Source organism: Halopseudomonas yangmingensis (assembly GCF_900114825.1).
In the GTDB taxonomy this organism is placed as follows: Bacteria; Pseudomonadota; Gammaproteobacteria; order Pseudomonadales; family Pseudomonadaceae; genus Halopseudomonas; species Halopseudomonas yangmingensis.
Window position 1 is genome coordinate 417376 of the sequence record NZ_FOUI01000001.1, and the last position, 17429, is coordinate 434804.

The following is a 17429-nucleotide window of genomic DNA, read 5'->3' on the forward strand; positions in this document are numbered from 1 at the left end:
CCGGTGAACCCGCCTGTGCCACCAGCAGAAAGCCTGCTGATCGTCGAAGATGACCCGCGCCTGTCCTCACTGATCGGTGAGTTTCTGGAAGCTCAGGGCTTTCAGGTGTCCTGCCTGGATTCAGGGCGGGCAGCGGTTGAGTATATTCTGGCAAGCCAGCCGGATCTGGTGATTCTGGACCTGATGTTGCCCGTTGAGGATGGTCTGAGTATCAGTCGGCGATTGCGTGCCAGTGGGTACCAGCGCCCGCTGCTGATGCTGACTGCTCTGGGTGAGGATGAGGCACAGATTCGTGGCTTTGATGCCGGTGCCGATGACTATGTCAGCAAACCGGTCCGGCCTCAGGTATTGCTGGCCAGAGTGCGCGCCCTGTTGCGCCGTCATGCGGTGTTGGTCACTACCGAGTTGCTCGATTTCGGGCGGCTGCAAATGGACGGCAGGCGGCGTGAGGTGTGGCTGGACTCGCAGCCGGTAGATCTGACGGCTGCCGAATTTGATCTGCTCTGGCTGCTGGCGACGCATCCCGGTCGTGTGCTCAGCCGTGAGGAGATTTTCAGTGCCCTTCGGGGAATAGAATATGACGGTCAGGACCGCTCGGTGGATGTGCGGATTTCACGCATCCGGCCGCGGATCGGTGATGACCCCGAGCACCCCCGTCTGATCAAGACTCTGCGCGGCAAGGGGTATATGTTTGTGCCGCCTGTTGCAGGCTCCCTGTGAACTCGATCTTTCTGCGGATCTACGGTGGAATCCTGCTGGTGCTTGTGGGCGTTTCGCTGCTTGCATTGCTGGGCGTGCAGATGGTTAACGGGCTGCGTATCGAGCAGTATCGCGAGCAGATCGCGCACGGTACCTTTCGTCTGATGGCCGATAACCTGGCTCCGCTGGAACGTGCCCAGCGCAGTAAAATGCTGGCGCTCTGGACCCGGCTGGTCGGTGTGCCGCTGGAATTGCGTTACCTGCCGACGCTTGGACTCGAATCCTCGGTTGCCAGCCGCTTGCAACGTGGCCAGGTGCTGGTAAGACCTGCGGGTCAGGACGCTGTCAATGTGTTTGTGATGGCCGATAACAGTGCTGAGCTGGTGCTGACGGCGAACATCCAGCAGATATCCGAGCAGCTCGGGCGCGCCACATTGTTCCTGATCGCCGATGAGTTGGTGCGCCATCCCGAATCGCAGATGCCAACGCAGCTGGCTGCCCTTGCCCGTGACAAGGCGTTTGGCTATCCGTTGCGGCTGTTTGATATGGCCGAGGTGGATCTGGATGTTGAACAGCGTCGCCGCCTGGAAGAAAGCGATACGGTGCTGACACTGGGGCCGGACAGTCAGTCACTGTTGCTGTTTATGAAGATTCCCGATACCCGCTGGGTGCTGGGGCTCGGGCCTTTGCACCAGATGTCCGAGTATCCGCCCAGTCTGTTGCTGCCAACTGTACTGCTGGCCCTGACATTGATCGGGTTGCTGATTTATCTGCTGGTGCGCCAGCTTGAACAGCGGCTGAGGGGGCTTGAGCGGGTGGCTGTGGACATTGCGCGGGGCAATCTGGATGCACGGGCTGATGTGGCCGGAGCCGACAGTGTTGGTCAACTGGCAACCAGCTTTAACGATATGGCCAGTCACTTGCAGGGGCTGATGGCTATCCAGCGGGAAATGATCAGTGCCGTGTCGCATGAGCTGCGTACACCGATAGCTCGCCTGCGCTTTGGGCTGGAAATGCTCGAGTGTGCAGACAGTTCGTCTGACCGCCAGCGGTTTGCGCGAGGAATGGATAGTGATTTGAGTGATCTGGACGGGCTGGTTGACGAAATCCTTACCTACGCCCGGCTGGAGCAAGGTGCGCCTGCGATGCGCATGCAGGCGGTGAATCTGCGCAAGCTGGCTGAAACACTGGCTGACGAGATGCAGCCCTTGCGTGCTGATCTGCAGTTACTGATCCAGATACCGGACATCTGGGTGGATGCCGAGCCGCGCTATCTGCAACGGGCTATTGCCAATCTGGTTGGTAATGCGATGCGCCATGCATCAGCGCGTTTGGCAGTCAGTGCCGAGTTGCTGGACGGACAGTGCCAGTTGCGTATAGAAGACGACGGGCCTGGCATTCCGGAACAGCAGCGCGCCCGCATCTTTACACCTTTCTTGCGCCTGGATGACAGTCGTACCCGTGCATCGGGCGGGTACGGACTGGGTCTGGCGATCGTACGCCGTATCGCCTTCTGGCATCGCGGGCAGGTATGGGTCGAGGAGTCCGCGACACTGGGCGGGGCCTGCTTTGTACTGGCCTTGCCGCAGCGTCAGCAGTAATGGCAATCAGTTGGGTGCGCGACCACTGACCAGCAGGCGGAAGGCTGTGGCGGCGGGACCCGGATTGGGCTTGCGGCCGCAAATCATGTCGCAATAAATCAGCCCTTCGCCAATCTTGATGATGTAGAAAGCCAGATTCTCGGCATCCATTTCCGGCGCTATATTGCCTGCGGCTATCTGCTCTTCGAGCAGGCGTCGCCAGGTCTCGATCAGCCGGTCTTGCAAACCGGAGATGTTCGAGGTCAGCAGTTGCAGTGCCCACTGGGGTTCATTGTGCAGGAAGTCGTGCAGGGGTTTTGCTTCCAGCAGGGCGTGATTGATATCGGAATAGATGCGCGTGAGAAAGTCTACTCCTTCAAGTCCGGGTACGGCCCGCGCGTTGTCGATTGTCTCGTCATAGACTGTTTTGTAGAGCGACCAGAGAATTTCGCCCATCAGCAGGTCCTTGTTGCCGACCCAGCGCATCAGGGTGGCGCGTCCCACACCGAGTTCTTCGGCCAGCAGTGACAGGTTCAGTCGACGACCTTCCAGCCACCAGCGTCGTGCCATGCGGAAGGCTGACAGCGGTGTGGCGCGTTCTTCAGATTTGCTTTGCGCCAGAGCCATGGCAAGGGGTGTAGACGGAGTGGTCATTGCATCAGAACCTGTTCAAGTGTGCAGATTGTATTGGCGCGAGAATTTTACCAGCAGCGATACCATGAATGAAAGTGTTCGGGCTGCTGGTCACCCCCGTCCTATGTAAGGCATTTGAGTAGCCATCAGTGTCATGAATTGCACATTGCTTTCCAGGGGCAGTCCGGCCATCTGTACCACGGCGGCAGCAACATGCGCGACGTCCATGACCGGCTCGACCGCCAGTTGACCGTTGGCCTGGGGAATGCCTTGCTGCATCGGTTCAGCCATCGCTGTGGCCGCGTTGCCGATATCGATCTGGCCGCAGGCAATGTTGTACTTGCGTCCGTCCAGCGCAGTGGCACGTGTGAGGCCTGTCATGCCATGCTTGCTGGCGGTATAGGGGGCAGAGTTGGGGCGTGGCACCTGTGCCGAAATCGAGCCGTTATTGATGATGCGGCCTCCCATGGGGCTCTGCGCCTTCATCAGTCTGAAGGCGGCCTGGGTGCACAGGAAGGCGCCGGTCAGGTTGGTGTCCAGTACCTGCTGCCATTGTTCGGGACTCAGGTCCTCCAGAGCCACTGCCGGTGCACTGGTGCCCGCGTTGTTAAACAGTAGGTCCAGTCGGCCAAAACGGGTGCGGGTATGCTCGAACAATCGGCCGACGTCGTCGGCATCACGAATATCCGTAACCTGCCAGTCAGCATTGCCAGCCAATGGCCCGGCTTTTCCCAGCGTGGCCTGAAGTTTTGCGGCGTTACGGCCGCAGAGCATTACCTGCCAGCCGGCCTGCAACAGTGCCAGCGCACAGGCCTGGCCGATGCCACTGCCGGCACCGGTGATCAGGGCAACTTTCGGATGGTGCATGAAAGGTCTCCGCCTGGTGGGATGAGGGCGCATCATACCCCAGTCTGTCTGCAGCAAAAAAATGGCCGCATTGCTGCGGCCAGAGGAGCACGGTAAAGCCGGTTGTTTCAGTTGATACCCTTGCGTTGAACGGTCCAGGCGCGGTCGCTGCATAGGCCGCAGCGGGTCCCGTAGAACAGGCTTTGGGCGTTGCTGTCATTCATCAGATGGTAACGGAACCAGGCTGTTGCCGGGCCGCGATAGCCACCACCGTTATTGGCTGGTTCAAAGTGTCCGGCACTGTTCAGCTCACCCCAGAAGACCGGCACGTTGGCATTGCGGTAGACAGGGGCGGCATTCAGGGTAGGGGAGGCGATGCTGTCGCGACCTCCGGTCTGCAGGAACATCGGACCATTCTGTTGCCTCTGGGAGCTGCTGCTGTGGCCAAGCCCCAGCGTATAGGGCTGGAAGGGGGCAGTGACGCTGATGCGACGATCCTGGCCGGCCATGATGGTGCCGCCCCCGCCCTGCGAATGGCCGGCTGCGCCAATCCGGTTAATGTTCAGTTTGCCGGCAAAGGTACCTGTGCTGCGGTTGTGCTGATTGACCATATAGTCAACACAGCCAAGCATTTCCTGCCCGGTCCCGGCATTGCTGGTATTGGCTGCAACCACAACGAATCCGTGACTGGCCCAGTGGGTCAGCAGTGCGCCATATCCGCTGGGCGAGGCGCCTGTGCCGTTGCCCCAGACAATAATCGGATGCAGGCGTCCGTTTTCGCCGAGTGTGCGCGGACGGTAGACAGTGCAATCGCGCCCGGCACTTTCAGAGGTGGTTGTGAAAGGGCCGCTGCGGCTGAAATCGCTGACGGCAGGGAAATCCGAACCGCCACTGCCGGGTGTGCCGGTGTCAGGGTTGCTGGCGTGACTTTGGCTGGAAAGAAGCAAGCCGGCACTCAGGCCGGCGACGAGAAAAGCGTGATATTTCATTGAAGGGTACCTTGCTGACATTGTGGTTGTTGTAACAGCTGTACCCGAGACCCACCTGTCTGACTGCATGGCAAGTTTAAGGCTCAGGGTGAGTCAGAATGTATCTTTTGTTTTGCATGATGCAATTCGCCTGAATGTGTGAAGTGGCAGTGTCATGTCACGCCAGGCGACAGTCAGGAGACAGGTGACCTGGCACTGACACCTTCAAGCGTTGCGAATGAGGTGTCCTTGGCTGTCAGAAGAAAATCCTGCAGGTAGGACATTTCAAGCATGTCTTCGCGAACGGCGGCGTACAGGGTGCCGTAGAGCCCCTTGTCACCTAGCGGTACGGCGCTGACATACCCACGCTGCAGATACTCTGCCAGTGCCCAGTTGGGCAGGCAGCTCACGCCGCGCCCGGAGGCTACCAGTTGCAGCATCATGACGGTTAGCTCGGCGGTGCGAACTGCTGCCGGTTCGACATTTGCCGGATCAAGGAACTGCTTGAAGATATCCAGTCGATCGCGTTCAACCGGATAGGTGATCAGTGTTTCGCCAGCCAGATCAGCCGGTTCTGCCCACTGGCGGCTTGTCAGCGGATGCTGGTTGCTGATGGCCAGTAATGCTTCATAGGTGAATAGCGGGACGTAGCTGATTCCGGCGAGTTCTTGCGGGTCAGAGGTGACCACAAGGTCCAGATCGCCGCGCGCCAGTGCCGGTAATGGTGCAAAAAAGAAACCGGAGGCAAAATCCACCTCTACTTCTGGCCAGGCATTGCGGAACTGATCGATCGTCGGCATCAGCCATTGGAAGCAACTGTGGCATTCGATGGCCATGTGCAGTCGGCCGGCCTGGCCGCCGGCCAGGCGTTGCAGGTCACGTTCGGCCTGGCGCATTTGTGGCAGCAGGTTGTCGGCAAGACGCAGCAGGCGCAGGCCGGCGCTGGTAAAACGCACAGGTCGGGTTTTGCGCACGAACAGTGGCAGGCCCAGGCGTTCTTCAAGGTCCTTCAGTTGATGCGAAAGCGCTGACTGGGTCAGATGTAATCGCTCGGCGGCCTCGACCAGACTGTCGGCTTCACGCAGGGTGGTCAGGGTGCGCAGGTGACGAATTTCCAGCATGATGATCTACCATGAGAGAATTAGATGCATAAGGGTATCATGTTGAATTATTTTCATTAATGAGGTGTTGATGAACGAGTTGCTACTGCATTGTCGTCCCGGGTTCGAGATCGAGGCTGCGGCAGAGATTGAGGGCCGGGCATCTGCCTGTGGTATTTCCGTGCAAACACGCCAGCGCAAGGGTGCCGCATTGGTAGAGGTGTGTTGTGCTGATGCGGCAGATGCAGAATTGCTGATGCGCTCGCTTGAGTTTCGCCGGCTGATTTTTATCCGTCAGTGGGCCCGTGGCAGCTGGCTGCAGGTAGATCCTGCCGACCGTATCACGCCTATCATCCAGGCTTGCGCCCGCGGGCCGCTGGCCAGTTGCCTGTGGTTGGAAACCGCTGACAGCAATGAGGGCAAAGCCATGGCCGCGTTGCTGCACAAGCTTGAAGGGCCGCTGACCCGTCACCTTGAAAAAACCCGCTTTGTGCGGCCAAAACGGGAAGAGTTGCCACGCCTGCATGTTTTGGCCGAGTCGGGGGTGCGGTTGTTTGTTGGTTGGTCCTGGGCTGACAACGCGGCGGCTTGGCCGATGGGTATTCCGCGTCTGCGTATGCCTCGCGAGGCTCCCAGTCGCTCAACCCTGAAACTGGAGGAGGCCTGGCACCATTTCATTCCACGCGATGAGTGGGACAGTCGTCTGGCACCGGGGATGACGGCTGTGGATCTTGGCGCAGCCCCCGGTGGCTGGACCTGGCAGCTGGTGAACCGGCATATGAAGGTGGTGGCGGTTGATAATGGCCCTATGGACAAACGCCTGATGGATAGCGGTCAGGTTGAGCATGTCCAGGCGGATGGCTATCTGTACCGGCCGCGACGGGCGGTTGACTGGATGGTGTGCGACATTGTCGAGAAGCCGGCACGCAGCAGTGCCCTGCTGGCCCAATGGCTGACCCGCGGTTGGTGCCGTGAGGCGGTGATCAATTTCAAATTGCCAATGAAACAACGTTACCTTGAAGTACAGCGTTGCCTCGAGCATGTGCACGAGGCGCTGGAGCAGTCAGGTATGCGCGCTGAGCTGAACTGTCGGCAGCTGTATACCGACAGGGAAGAGGTAACCTGTCACGCCCGCAGGTTGAAGTAGGGCGCACGTAGTCTATGGCAGATCACAGCGGCTCCAGAAGGGTAATGCGCTCGGGTTCCTGCAGCATGGCTGCAAACAGGCTGATGTATTCGAGACGCTCTGGAGAGTTCTCCCAGCGTTCCCATGAGTGACGGTTTTGCCAGGTAACCATGATTACCCGATGATTGGGACGCTGAATATCGCGGAATGACTCGCCGGAAATGAAACCCGGAGATTGAAGGGTGGCCTGCAGCACCTTGCGGGCGATTTCCTCGTAGGGTTGTTCGAGGCCTTCGGCAATGATGCGTTCGATCAGCACTTTGATCATGGTGGTTCCTTGGGGCTGGGCAGGTGGGCCGTCCGATACGTTGGGCAATTGGCAAGCATCGGTTTTTACAGGGATAATCCTGCTTCATTGGACGGGTATTTGACAATGGTTGAACGTGCTGAAAATGCTATGACGGTTCAGTTGGATACTCGGGGACTCTTGTGCCCCGAGCCGGTGATGATGCTGCACAATGCCGTGCGGGATCTTGAAGACGGCGATTTGCTTGAAGTCTTGGCCTCGGATCCTTCAACGCAGCGGGATATTCCCCGCTTTTGCAGTTTTCTCGGGCACGCCCTGCTCGAGCAGGCGGAGACAGAGGGTGAATATCGCTACCTGATCCGCAAGGGCGTCTGATCTGTCTCAGGGTGTTTGTCGGCCCGGCTGCAGGCCGCACTGCTCCAGCAGTTGTTGCCAGTTGCGGGTGTGTCGGGTCACTTCAATCTGCCAGCCATCCCATAAGGCCTGCTCATTACCCTGCAATCGTCGCAGATAATTGTCGGTGGCAGGGGGTATGTCGGGAACCGCCTGCAGGTCTGCCAGAGCCCTGGCCCAAGGCTCGCCAAGACGCTGCAGATTGGCCAGTTGAGGCTGTATCTGCTCGGCCCAGGGGCCGTTGAGAATATTCAGCATGACCTGTGCTTTGGGTGTGGGGCGTCCTTGCGGACATAGTCTTGCGGCCCGGGGTGACTCAAGCAGCGCTGAGGCCTGCTGCAGGGTGTGGCGCAGCCGCAGCAGGCTGTGAATCAGTTCGCCACTGCGGCTGCGCTGCATGGCATCAAAGAGCATATCCATGGCGGCCTGATCCCTTGGGGGGCGGGCAGGTAGCCCTTTTCCGGTGTCGGCCAGATGCTGTAGCGCCTGCACACCCAGATCGACTGCAGGTACTTCGGTCGGCAGTGGCTGGTCGGCAAAACGCAGGAACTGTTCAAACTCGCTACTGCCATTCAGGGCATTCCAGAAAACCCGATGCAGGCTTTCCCTGCGCTGCTGGGCAATGTGTTGCAGCTGTTGCTGCAGGTCAGCGTTTTCGGTTTGTCCGTGCAGTCGCTGCAGGCAGTCATTGACACTGTGTAATAGTTCACCGTCAGCCGCCAGTCGATGACTGGCGGGCATCATGCGCCCGAGACTGCTGTTGCGCTGGCTGAGGTGCTGTTGCAGGGCGCGGCAGTGGCGAGCTTCAACCAGCAGCTCAAACAGGCCCATACGTAACGGAGGAACCTCCAGCAAGCGCTGACGGCGCTCGGGCAGGCGATATTCGCTGAGATCCTGTTCGGCAAAGGGGGTATGGGGAACCTCCAGCACCCGTGACAAGCGTTGCAGGTAATCATCCATCTGGCGTGCCGCCGGTGGTTGCGGCTGGCAGCCTGTCAAAAGCAGCAGTATTACAAGCCAGAGCTTGCCCATTGCCGGTCTTCCTGTGCTGGCCAAGGCTGAATTGCAGTGTCTCTCGCAACGGCTATGCTGTCATCCCATGTTCGCTCTGATCGCAGGGCATAAAGGGTAATCAGTGTGATGGTCGCCGTGTGTCGGGCAGGAGGATAGGGATGAGATTTCGACTGGAACAGCGAGATCAGCTTCAGCGCTGGGCCGAGCAAGGCTTCTTCACGGCGGATGAGTGGCAGCAACTGCGGGAGCATAATCGGCTGCAGCCGGATTCGGATGAGTGGCGCGGATTATTGCAACAGCTCAGTGTCTGGGCGGGCGCCATGGCGCTGGGTAGCGGCATGATCTTCTTTCTCGCCTTCAATTGGGCGGATATGTCGCGTTTTTTAAAGCTTGGCCTGGCCGCTGGATTGCTCACCGGCATGACCCTGATGGCGGCCTGGCTGGCTGACAGCTTGCTTGCCCGCAGGGCAGTCCTGTTTGGCTGTGCGCTGGTAACTGGCGCGCTGCTGGCACTGATCGGGCAGATTTACCAGACCGGCGCGGATGTTTGGCAGTTATTTGCCGTTTGGGCGCTTTTGATGTTGCCCTGGGCGCTGCTGGCGCGCTCCAGTGCTTGCTGGCTGCTCTGGGTGTTGGTATTGAACCTGGCACTGGGACGTTGGCTTGCATTGCATGCAGTTGGCTTCTGGCGACCGTCCGATCAGTTGGTTTTATTGCCGGTCGCCCTGAATCTGCTGCTGTTTCTGCTGTTTGAAAGCCAGTCGTCCCGCTTGTTACAGCAGCCCCGGCTGTGGCTGGTGCGGGTGACCGGATTGCTGGCACTGGTGAGTGTTCTGCCGGGGGCGCTGATGGCCTTCTGGGATAGCGCGTTCATCGTGCAACTGCTGGCCTGGGGCGGGCTCTGTGCGTTGGGCATTCCCTGGTGTCTGAAAGGGCGGCGTGACCTGCCGCTGCTGGCTGTGCAACTGTTCAGTGGCGTGGCGGTGGTGGCCTCGGCACTGGGCCGTGTGCTGGAGGCGCTGGACGGTTTTCTGTTGTTCAACGGGCTGGCGCTCTGGGTGATCCTCGGCAGCGTGCTGGTATCGGTATGGTTGCAGCGCTTGCATCGGGAGCAACACTGATGAATCCACAGCAACGCCAGCAATTGCTGGCAGGTCTGCAGCAGGATGGGTTGCTTGATGCCGACCGCCAGGCGCAGTTACAGGGTGAGCAGCCCACTGCCTGGTGGCTGCAGCTGCTGCTGGCGCTGGCTGCCTGGGTGGCGGCACTGTTCATCCTCAGTTCGCTGATGGCGCCGCTGTTGCTGATTGGTAATGGGCCGGGTGTGCGGGTGCTGTTTGGCGTGCTGTTGCTGATCGCCTGTGGCTGGCTGTTCCGCCAGCCTGGCGCCTTTGTGCAGCAGCTGGCGCTGGCGTTCTCGCTGGCCGGTCAGGCCTTGCTGGTCTTTCCACTGGTGGAGCTGTCAGATCAGCAGCGGTTCGATCTGCGCACGCTGGCCAGTGTGGCTGCGGTGCTGGCCGCTATGCTCTGGTGGTTGCCAGCCAGTTCGTTGCACCGGCTGCTGTGCAGCCTGCTGGTACTGGGCAATTTGGCGGTACTGATCGAGGCCGGTAACGGGCTGGCAGTCTATGCCCTGCTGCTGGCTGGGCTGACCGCGTTTGGCTGGTTGAGCCGGGCTGACTGGTGCGTCTGGCCGCAGGCGCGGTTTATCAAGCCGACCCTGCATGCGCTGGGGCTGGTGGCGCTGGGGCTGATGCTGTTCGGTCATCAGGCCCTGCAGGAACGGCTCTGGCAGTTTTACTCTGGCGGCACTGTGACGCACTGGTTGCCGGTGTTCTATCGCCTCGGGGCGGTTGTCCTGCTGCTGGCAGTGGTCTGGCGGCTGAGCAGCACCCAGTCGCTACAGCAGCGGCTATTGCTGCTGCTGGTATTGGCGATGGTTGGCTGGTTTACCCATGCCGCGCCGGGTTTCTGGATCAGTGCCGCACTGGGGCTGGCGGCCTGGCAGGGTGGCAGTCGGCTGTGGAGCTGGCTGGCGTTGCTGGCGGCGTTGGCCTATCTCGGTGAGTTCTATTACAGCCTGCATATGACCCTGCTGCACAAATCCTTGCTGCTGATGGGCGTGGGTGTGTTGCTGTTGGCTGTGCGCGGCTGGATGGCCTGTGGCATGCGGGGGTGGCGATGAGTCGGGTCGGCTTTCGATGGGCACTGTCGGGTGCCTGGCTGCTGGTAATGCTGGCCGCGCTGTGGGCGGTGACGGGGCATGAACGTACCCTGCGCGAGGGGCAACTGGTGTTGCTGGAGCTGGCGCCGGTGGACCCGCGCTCGCTGATGCAGGGTGACTATATGGCCTTGCGTTTTGCGGTTGACCGGCAGTTGTCGGCGCAGTCCGGCTGGCCTGAACAGCCGAAGGCGGGGGTGCCTCGCTATGCCTGGTTGCGGCTGGATGAGCAGCGGCGTGCCGAGCTGGTGGCGGTGGGCGATCAGTTGCCGCCAGCGGGTGATGTGCTGGCGATGCGGGTACGCCGGGTCGAGGCGGGCTACAGCCTTGGGCCGAATGCGTTCTTCTTCGAGGAAGGGCAGGCCGAGGTGTTTGAGGCGGCGCGCTGGGGTGCTTTCCGTGTGGCGGCCGATGGCACGGCCCTGCTGACGGCGCTGTATGACCAGCAGCTGCAGGTGCTGGGGGAGCAGAAGCGGTAGGGTATTTCTGCACCAAACATCAGGGTACAGGGTGTGTGCAAGCGTACTGTCAGGCAGCCGCTTCCGGACACGCCGTAAACCCATCCCTGGGGGCTCGCCGCTAGCCATCCCTGGCTATCGACGGTCCGGAATCAGCTGCCTGACAGCACGCATCGGTTCGACTGCAGAGCAGGTACAGATGATTGCTCTGCTTGCTATCCGACACCCGGCGAGCGCCGGTAGCGCTGCTCGTCGCGCTTGCGCCGGGCGCCTACCCGAGCCAGTCGCCAGGACAGCAGAATGGCGGCGGCGCTGAGTCCGGCGATCAGGCCCATCCAGAAACCCGCCGGCCCACGTGCGGGCCCGAGCAGGTCGGTCAGGGCCAGCAGGTAGCCGGTGGGCAGGCCCACCAGCCAGTAGGCAATCAGCGTCAGCAGCATCGGCACACGGGTGTCCTGGTAGCCGCGTAGAGCACCAGCGCAGGCGACCTGTACCGCATCGGAGAACTGATAGAAGGCGGCCAGTACATACAGACTGGCGGCCAGTGCAATGATCTCGGCGTTGGCGGTGTAGATTCGCGGAATTTCCGAGGCCAGCAGCAGGATCAGGCTGGAAGCCAGCAGGGCAAAGCTCAATGCAGCCACTATGCCGACCTTGGCGGCGAACAGGCCGGCACGCGCGCCATGCGAGCCAAGGTTGTGGCCAACCCGTACGGTGATTGCCAGGCCCAGGCTGTAGGGCACCATAAACACCAGCGAGGAGAAGTTCAGGGCTATCTGGTGACTGGCCACCACCACCGAGCCGAGGCTGCCGATCAGCAGGGCGATGATGCAAAACATGCTGGTCTCGGCGAACAGGGCGATGCCGATCGGCAGCCCAAGACCCAGCAGATGACGTTGATCTGGCCATTGCGGCCAGCTGAAGCGGGCAAACAGGCCACAGTCGCGGTAACGCCGCGAACGGCGCAGATAGACCAGCATGCAGCCGAGCATGAACCACATTACCAATGCGGTGGCGATACCACAGCCGATAGCGCCGAAGGCCGGCAGGCCCAGCTTGCCGTAGACCAGCACATAGTTGGCCGGGATGTTCAGCAGCAGTGCGGCAAAGCTGATCAGCATGGTCGGGCGGGTCTGCGACAGACCGTCACTCAGACCGCGCAGGGCCAGGAACAGCGCCACTGCGGGAAAGCCCGCCGCCACCGCTATCAGGTAGCCCATGGTCAATTCGGTGAGATCGGGCTCGATCTGCATCCACTGCAGTGCCGGCTTCATCAGTAACAGAAATATTGCACACAGACAGCCGATCAGCAGCCCCAGCCACATACCCTGGCGTACCAGCGGGCCGGTTTCAGCCAGTTTGCCGGCACCGTTCAGCGCCGCCACCTTGGAGGTGACGATCATCAGCACGCCGGAAAGAAACAGGAAGGTTGGCACCCAGAAAGCATTGCCCAGCGCGACTGCCGCCAGGTCATCGGCACTGACCCGGCCGGCCATCGCCGTGTCGACAAAGCCCAGCATGGTGTGTGCCAGCTGGGCGGCCATGATTGGCAGCGACAGCCGGATCAGGCTGCGCAATTCTGTTACACTGCGCTGCCAGCGCGTGGTCGACTGCATGGTGCTCATACCTCGAATGTGCACAGGGGGTTGCCCGCGCAAAAGCGCCCCATGCTATCAACTCGCCGCCGGTTGTCCAGTCCTGATGCCGCACAGTTACCACGACCTGATCCGCCTGTTTGCCGAATGCTTCGAGGCCGATTACAACACCCGGCTGGTAGCCGGTGACGGCGAACCCGAATACCTGCCGGCGGATGCCGCGCATCCGCAGCACCGGATCCTGTTTGCCCACGGTTTTTTCCGCAGCGCCCTGCACGAGATTGCCCACTGGTGCGTGGCCGGTCCCGAGCGCCGGCTGCTGGCCGATTTCGGTTACTGGTATGCCCCAGACGGGCGCAATGCCGAGCAGCAGCGCGCCTTCGAGCAGGTAGAAGTGCGCCCGCAGGCCTTCGAGTGGCTGTTCTGTGCCGCCGCCGGGCATCCGTTCCGGGTCAGCCTGGACAACCTGAATGGCGAGCCGGGTGATGCCGAGCCGTTCTGCCGCAAGGTACTGGCGCAGGTACATGAGCTGTTCGACACTGGTTTGCCGCCCCGCGTTGATCGCTTTGTCGAGGCGCTGTTGGCTTTTTATCGCCCCGGCGAGCAGTTGAACCGTGCGCAGTTCACCCTTGATCAACTCTAGCCGGAGCCTGCCCATGCAACTGCTTGCCGACGAGAACATTCCGCTGCTCGATGAGTACTTTGCCGGCTTCGGCAGCCTGCGCCGCCTGCCCGGGAGACAGATCAGTCGTGCCGACCTGCAGCATACCGAGGTGCTGCTGGTGCGCTCGGTGACCCGGGTTGACCGGGCGCTGCTGGAGGGTACGCCGGTGCGTTTTGTCGGCACCTGCACCATAGGCACCGATCATCTGGATCTGGACTGGTTGGCCAGCGCCGGCATCCACGTGGCCAGTGCCCCCGGCTGCAATGCCCGCGGGGTGGTCGAATATGTACTCAGCTGCCTGTTGACCCTCGGCGAACGTACGGCCACCGACTGGCGCCGCCAGCGGATCGGCATTGTCGGTGTGGGTGAGGTGGGCGGACGGCTGTACGCCACACTGCAGGCGCTGGGCGTTGACTGCCTGCGCTGTGATCCGTTGCGTGCCGAGCGGGGCGAGTCAGGTTTTGTTAGTCTGGATCAACTGATCGCCGAAGCCGATGTGCTTAGCCTGCATGTGCCGCTGACCAGCAGTGGCGCGTACGCCACCCGCCATCTGCTGGATGCCGGCCGGCTGGCGGCACTGCGCCCGGGTGCCTGGCTGATCAACAGCAGTCGTGGCCCGGTGGTCGACAATGCGGCACTGCTGGCCTGTCTGCAGCAGCGCCCGGACCTGCAGGTGGCGCTGGATGTCTGGGAGCACGAACCCGAGGTTGACCCGCAGTTGGCCGCGCGCTGTGCGCTGGCTACCCCGCATATCGCCGGCTACAGCCTCGACGGCAAGCTGCGTGGCAGCGACATGATTTACCGGGCCTTGTGCCAGCACCTGCAGCAGCCGGCTTCGCTCAGCCTGCAACAACTGGCACCGGATAGCGGCCATACCTGTTTGCAGGTGGCCGCCGGCAGCGAGGCTGACTGGCTGCTGGCGCGGGCACTGCGCTGGGTATACGACGTACGCGATGATGATGCACGGATGCGCGCGATGCTTGGCCAGGCAACTGAGGCTGCACAGCGGCGGTCTGGTTTTGATCGGTTGCGGCGGGACTATCCGCTGCGCCGCGAGTGCGCGGCACTGGATTTGCAGGGTGAGCTGCCGCCTGCAGCACGCCAGCTGCTGCGGGCGGCCGGTTTCAGTTGCTGAGTGCCGGTTGCGCGCGCAGGCACAGTTGCTCGAGCTGTTCGCAGGCCTGCAGGATCATCTGTTCGGTGATCTCGCGCTCACGGCCTTCGCTGTCGAGCAGCCAGCCAGCGGCTGCGGGGCTGCTGGCAAGCGGGTTGAACGGCAGGCTGTTGCGGGTAGAGCGGGCAGCGGCATTCATCGGCAGACTCTCTGGTGGCGTTGAACATTCCTGTGCTGTTGGCCTGCAGCATAGGCAGGTCAGATGACGGGAATGTGACGGATACTGGCAATCTGGTTTGGGAAATACTGATCAAGCAGGCTGCGTGCTGACGCGATAACCGATGACCCGTTCCGGACACGCTGTAAATACATCCCTGTAAGCTCGGCGATGCCCGTCCAGGGCATCGACGGTCCGGAACGGGTCATCGGTTACCGCGTTACGGATACTCTTTGCAGTTGATCAGTATTTCCCAGCTCCCCAACAGCCTTTCCCTTAAGGACTTACAGCAATGCACACAGGTTTTCGAATCGGGCTGCTGATCAATCCGCTGGCCGGACTGGGCGGGCAGGCCGGGCTCAAGGGCTCCGATGGCGTGGCCGAGCAGGCACTGGCAATGGGCATTGAGCCGCGCGCCACGGCGCGGGTACGCACTGCGCTGGAGCAGTTGTTGCCGTTGCGCGAGCGTCTGCACTGGCTGGCCGCCCCCGGCCCCATGGGAGGCGACCTGCTGCGGCAGATGGGCTTTGCCGTGGACACTGTGGGGCAGCTCGACGGGCCGCAGACCAGCGCCGAGGACACTCGCCGGCTGGCCCTGCAGTTGCACGAGCAGGGCATTGACCTGCTGCTGTTTGCCGGTGGCGACGGCACCGCCCGGGATATCTGCGCCGCCTTGCCCGCCGGGCAACTGGTGCTTGGCATTCCCGCCGGGGTAAAGATCCACTCCGGCGTCTATGCGGTCAATCCACGGGCTGCCGGTGAGCTGGTGGCCATGCTTGCCAGCGGCGAACTGGTGCGCCTGAGTGAAGCAGAAGTGCGTGACATCGACGAGCAGGCGTTCCGCCAGGGGCAGGTGCGCACCCGGCATTTCGGCGAGCTGGCGGTGCCCAGCGAGGGGCGCTTCGTGCAGCAGGTCAAGCAGGGCGGCCGTGAGGTGGAAACCCTGGTGCTCGACGATATCGCCGCCTGGCTGCAGGAGCTGCAGGCGCCGGACAGTTACTGGATACTGGGTCCCGGCTCGACCACCCTCGGCCTGCTGGAGGCGATGGGCCTGCAGGGTACCCTGCTGGGCGTCGATCTGCTCTGCGATGGGCAACTGCTGGCGACTGACGTCAGCGAGCCGCAGCTGTGGAAGCTGATGCAGCAGCACTCCGGGGACTGGCACATACTGGTCACCGCGATTGGCGGGCAGGGGCACATTCTCGGGCGCGGCAATCAGCAGATTTCACCGCGCATCCTGCGTCGGGTCGGGCTGGACAATCTGCAGGTGGTGGCCACCAAAACCAAACTGCGCAGTCTGGATGGCCGGCCCTTTCTGGTCGATAGTGGTGACAGTCAACTGGATCAGCAACTCACCGGCCTGCGCCGGGTGCTCAGTGGCTATCGGGAAGAGATGCTGTATCCGGTGAGTTGGAAGGCGGAGAACTGAAAAAAACCTGTTGCCGCACCTTGTTGGCAAGGCCGCTAGGCTGACGCGTGGAGCGTTCAGCCTTCGGCGGCTTGCCTGTCTTTTTAGCGGTAGTTGCCGGCGCGCAGGGCAGCGATGCGCTGCTCCAGTGGCGGGTGGCTCATCAACAGGCCGGCCAGACCGTTCTTCAGGTTGGCGTTGATACCAAAGGCGGTCAGCTCACCGGGCATTTCCACCGGAATACCCTGTTCCGCACGCAGACGCTCCAGCGCAGCAATCATGCTGCCGGCACCGGCCAGTTGCGCACCGGCGGCATCGGCACGGTACTCGCGCTGTCGCGAGAACCACATGACGATAATGCTCGCCAGAATGCCCAGCACCAATTCAGCAAAGATGGTGGCAATAAAGTACCCGATACCGGGGCGGCCACTTTCATTCTTGAACACGGCACGATCAACAAAATTGCCGAAGATGCGCGCGAAGAACATCACAAAGGTGTTTACCACGCCCTGGATCAGGCTCAGGGTGACCATGTCGCCGTTGGCCACGTGACCGATCTCGTGGGCCATGACCGCTTTCACTTCGTTCGGGCTGAAGCGTTGCAGCATGCCGTCGGATACCGCGACCAGCGAAGCGTTGCGGTTCCAGCCCGTAGCAAAGGCGTTGGCCGCACGCGAGGGGAAAATCGCTACCTCGGGCATGCCGATACCGGCCTCGCGGGCCAGCTGCGCGACAGTTTCAACCAGCCACTGTTCCTGACGGGTCTGAGGTTGTTCAATGACGCGTGCGCCGGTGCTGCGCTTGGCCATCCATTTGGACAGGAACAGCGAGATAAAAGAGCCGACAAAGCCGAACACGGCACAGAAAATCAGCAGGGACTGCAGGTTCATGCCGCCCTGGCCGTCATGCACGCTGCCGACCCCGAGCAGGCTCAGGGTGATGCTGGCAACCACCAGAATGGCCAGGTTGGTGGCAAGGAACAACAGAATGCGCATGGTTTACTCCATATAAGTGTCAAAGGTCAGGCACAGGCGTGAGCCCGCCTGATTTGCTGGCAATATTGGGTCATCCTGTGCGGCTTGCAAG

The 17429-nt window shown here is 61.4% G+C and carries 19 protein-coding genes; 10 read left to right on the top strand and 9 right to left on the bottom strand.

The features are described from left to right. Positions 1–15: 15 nt before the first annotated feature. Complete coding sequence (locus BMZ23_RS02055; RefSeq protein WP_093472152.1) at positions 16–720, top strand: response regulator; 705 nt, start codon at positions 16–18, stop codon at positions 718–720. After that, positions 717–2300, top strand: a complete 1584-nt coding sequence (locus BMZ23_RS02060; RefSeq protein WP_093471956.1) for an ATP-binding protein — start codon at positions 717–719, stop codon at positions 2298–2300. The genes BMZ23_RS02055 and BMZ23_RS02060 overlap by 4 nt, the downstream gene beginning before the upstream one ends. A gap of 6 nt (positions 2301–2306) precedes the next feature. On the opposite strand, the gene BMZ23_RS02065 is transcribed toward BMZ23_RS02060, so the two are convergent. From BMZ23_RS02065 to BMZ23_RS02080, 4 genes are all read right to left on the bottom strand, one after another. Next, entirely contained in the window at positions 2307–2933 is a 627-nt protein-coding gene (locus tag BMZ23_RS02065) for a QsdR family transcriptional regulator (RefSeq protein ID WP_143069546.1), read from the bottom strand. 90 nt (positions 2934–3023) lie between these two features. Continuing rightward, positions 3024–3779, bottom strand: coding sequence for an SDR family oxidoreductase (locus tag BMZ23_RS02070; RefSeq protein WP_093471962.1), 756 nt, complete (start codon positions 3777–3779; stop codon positions 3024–3026). 107 nt (positions 3780–3886) lie between these two features. Then, positions 3887–4747 carry an alpha/beta hydrolase family protein gene (locus BMZ23_RS02075; RefSeq protein ID WP_093471965.1) on the bottom strand — a complete coding sequence of 287 codons (861 nt, stop codon included), beginning with the start codon at positions 4745–4747 and terminating at the stop codon, positions 3887–3889. A gap of 173 nt (positions 4748–4920) precedes the next feature. Continuing rightward, entirely contained in the window at positions 4921–5847 is a 927-nt protein-coding gene (locus tag BMZ23_RS02080) for a LysR family transcriptional regulator (protein WP_093471968.1), read from the bottom strand. A 70-nt stretch (positions 5848–5917) separates the two neighbouring features. On the opposite strand from BMZ23_RS02080, the gene rlmM reads away from it, so the two are divergent. Beyond that, entirely contained in the window at positions 5918–6973 is a 1056-nt protein-coding gene (rlmM, locus tag BMZ23_RS02085; protein WP_093471971.1) for a 23S rRNA (cytidine(2498)-2'-O)-methyltransferase RlmM, read from the top strand. Positions 6974–6995: 22 nt separating this feature from the next. Here the strand turns inward: rlmM and BMZ23_RS02090 are convergent, their stop codons facing one another. Next, entirely contained in the window at positions 6996–7280 is a 285-nt protein-coding gene (locus tag BMZ23_RS02090) for an antibiotic biosynthesis monooxygenase family protein (RefSeq protein ID WP_093471974.1), read from the bottom strand. 105 nt (positions 7281–7385) lie between these two features. Between BMZ23_RS02090 and tusA the strand changes: the two genes are divergently transcribed. Continuing rightward, positions 7386–7634: a sulfurtransferase TusA gene (tusA, locus tag BMZ23_RS02095; RefSeq protein ID WP_093471977.1), complete on the top strand. Its 249-nt coding sequence runs from the start codon at positions 7386–7388 to the stop codon at positions 7632–7634. Between the two features lie 6 nt (positions 7635–7640). Here tusA and BMZ23_RS02100 read toward each other — a convergent pair whose 3' ends face one another. After that, complete coding sequence (locus tag BMZ23_RS02100) at positions 7641–8684, bottom strand: DUF3080 family protein (RefSeq protein ID WP_093471980.1); 1044 nt, start codon at positions 8682–8684, stop codon at positions 7641–7643. Between the two features lie 140 nt (positions 8685–8824). On the opposite strand from BMZ23_RS02100, the gene BMZ23_RS02105 reads away from it, so the two are divergent. From BMZ23_RS02105 to BMZ23_RS02115, 3 genes are read left to right on the top strand one after another with little or no spacing between them, the layout of a single operon-like run. Continuing rightward, the gene (locus tag BMZ23_RS02105) at positions 8825–9787 is read left to right on the top strand and encodes a DUF2157 domain-containing protein (RefSeq protein ID WP_093471983.1); all 963 of its coding nucleotides are present in this window, start codon (positions 8825–8827) and stop codon (positions 9785–9787) included. Next, positions 9787–10851 carry a DUF4401 domain-containing protein gene (locus BMZ23_RS02110; protein ID WP_177197194.1) on the top strand — a complete coding sequence of 355 codons (1065 nt, stop codon included), beginning with the start codon at positions 9787–9789 and terminating at the stop codon, positions 10849–10851. Before BMZ23_RS02105 ends, BMZ23_RS02110 begins: the two co-directional genes overlap by 1 nt. Beyond that, a complete protein-coding gene (locus BMZ23_RS02115; RefSeq protein WP_093471989.1) occupies positions 10848–11366 on the top strand; it encodes a GDYXXLXY domain-containing protein in 519 nt (172 codons plus the stop codon). The genes BMZ23_RS02110 and BMZ23_RS02115 overlap by 4 nt, the downstream gene beginning before the upstream one ends. A gap of 194 nt (positions 11367–11560) precedes the next feature. Here the strand turns inward: BMZ23_RS02115 and BMZ23_RS02120 are convergent, their stop codons facing one another. After that, positions 11561–12961, bottom strand: coding sequence for an MATE family efflux transporter (locus BMZ23_RS02120; protein ID WP_093471992.1), 1401 nt, complete (start codon positions 12959–12961; stop codon positions 11561–11563). An 85-nt stretch (positions 12962–13046) separates the two neighbouring features. Here BMZ23_RS02120 and BMZ23_RS02125 point away from each other — a divergent pair, with 85 nt between their 5' ends. Together BMZ23_RS02125 and pdxB are read left to right on the top strand one after the other, a co-directional pair. Beyond that, a complete protein-coding gene (locus BMZ23_RS02125; RefSeq protein ID WP_093471996.1) occupies positions 13047–13583 on the top strand; it encodes an elongation factor P hydroxylase in 537 nt (178 codons plus the stop codon). A gap of 13 nt (positions 13584–13596) precedes the next feature. Next, positions 13597–14739: a 4-phosphoerythronate dehydrogenase PdxB gene (gene pdxB / locus BMZ23_RS02130; RefSeq protein ID WP_093472000.1), complete on the top strand. Its 1143-nt coding sequence runs from the start codon at positions 13597–13599 to the stop codon at positions 14737–14739. On the opposite strand, the gene BMZ23_RS02135 is transcribed toward pdxB, so the two are convergent. After that, a complete protein-coding gene (locus BMZ23_RS02135; RefSeq protein ID WP_093472003.1) occupies positions 14729–14917 on the bottom strand; it encodes a PA1571 family protein in 189 nt (62 codons plus the stop codon). The genes pdxB and BMZ23_RS02135 overlap by 11 nt on opposite strands. A 310-nt stretch (positions 14918–15227) precedes the next feature. Between BMZ23_RS02135 and BMZ23_RS02140 the strand changes: the two genes are divergently transcribed. Continuing rightward, positions 15228–16364: an ATP-NAD kinase family protein gene (locus BMZ23_RS02140; RefSeq protein WP_093472006.1), complete on the top strand. Its 1137-nt coding sequence runs from the start codon at positions 15228–15230 to the stop codon at positions 16362–16364. 83 nt (positions 16365–16447) lie between these two features. Here BMZ23_RS02140 and htpX read toward each other — a convergent pair whose 3' ends face one another. Next, positions 16448–17338, bottom strand: coding sequence for a protease HtpX (gene htpX / locus BMZ23_RS02145; RefSeq protein WP_093472009.1), 891 nt, complete (start codon positions 17336–17338; stop codon positions 16448–16450). Between the last annotated feature and the right edge of the window lie 91 nt (positions 17339–17429).

Excerpts from the sequence above, each read along its gene's own strand:
- BMZ23_RS02075 (WP_093471965.1), bottom strand. The coding sequence starts at position 4,747 with ATGAAATATCACGCTTTTCTCGTCGCCGGCCTGAGTGCCGGCTTGCTT.
- BMZ23_RS02080 (WP_093471968.1), bottom strand. The coding sequence starts at position 5,847 with ATGCTGGAAATTCGTCACCTGCGCACCCTGACCACCCTGCGTGAAGCC.
- BMZ23_RS02065 (WP_143069546.1), bottom strand. The coding sequence starts at position 2,933 with ATGACCACTCCGTCTACACCCCTTGCCATGGCTCTGGCGCAAAGCAAA.
- BMZ23_RS02135 (WP_093472003.1), bottom strand. The coding sequence starts at position 14,917 with ATGAATGCCGCTGCCCGCTCTACCCGCAACAGCCTGCCGTTCAACCCG.
- pdxB (WP_093472000.1), top strand. The coding sequence starts at position 13,597 with ATGCAACTGCTTGCCGACGAGAACATTCCGCTGCTCGATGAGTACTTT.
- BMZ23_RS02120 (WP_093471992.1), bottom strand. The coding sequence starts at position 12,961 with ATGCAGTCGACCACGCGCTGGCAGCGCAGTGTAACAGAATTGCGCAGC.
- BMZ23_RS02100 (WP_093471980.1), bottom strand. The coding sequence starts at position 8,684 with ATGGGCAAGCTCTGGCTTGTAATACTGCTGCTTTTGACAGGCTGCCAG.
- BMZ23_RS02125 (WP_093471996.1), top strand. The coding sequence starts at position 13,047 with ATGCCGCACAGTTACCACGACCTGATCCGCCTGTTTGCCGAATGCTTC.
- tusA (WP_093471977.1), top strand. The coding sequence starts at position 7,386 with ATGGTTGAACGTGCTGAAAATGCTATGACGGTTCAGTTGGATACTCGG.
- BMZ23_RS02110 (WP_177197194.1), top strand. The coding sequence starts at position 9,787 with ATGAATCCACAGCAACGCCAGCAATTGCTGGCAGGTCTGCAGCAGGAT.
- htpX (WP_093472009.1), bottom strand. The coding sequence starts at position 17,338 with ATGCGCATTCTGTTGTTCCTTGCCACCAACCTGGCCATTCTGGTGGTT.
- rlmM (WP_093471971.1), top strand. The coding sequence starts at position 5,918 with ATGAACGAGTTGCTACTGCATTGTCGTCCCGGGTTCGAGATCGAGGCT.
- BMZ23_RS02115 (WP_093471989.1), top strand. The coding sequence starts at position 10,848 with ATGAGTCGGGTCGGCTTTCGATGGGCACTGTCGGGTGCCTGGCTGCTG.
- BMZ23_RS02090 (WP_093471974.1), bottom strand. The coding sequence starts at position 7,280 with ATGATCAAAGTGCTGATCGAACGCATCATTGCCGAAGGCCTCGAACAA.
- BMZ23_RS02105 (WP_093471983.1), top strand. The coding sequence starts at position 8,825 with ATGAGATTTCGACTGGAACAGCGAGATCAGCTTCAGCGCTGGGCCGAG.
- BMZ23_RS02070 (WP_093471962.1), bottom strand. The coding sequence starts at position 3,779 with ATGCACCATCCGAAAGTTGCCCTGATCACCGGTGCCGGCAGTGGCATC.
- BMZ23_RS02140 (WP_093472006.1), top strand. The coding sequence starts at position 15,228 with ATGCACACAGGTTTTCGAATCGGGCTGCTGATCAATCCGCTGGCCGGA.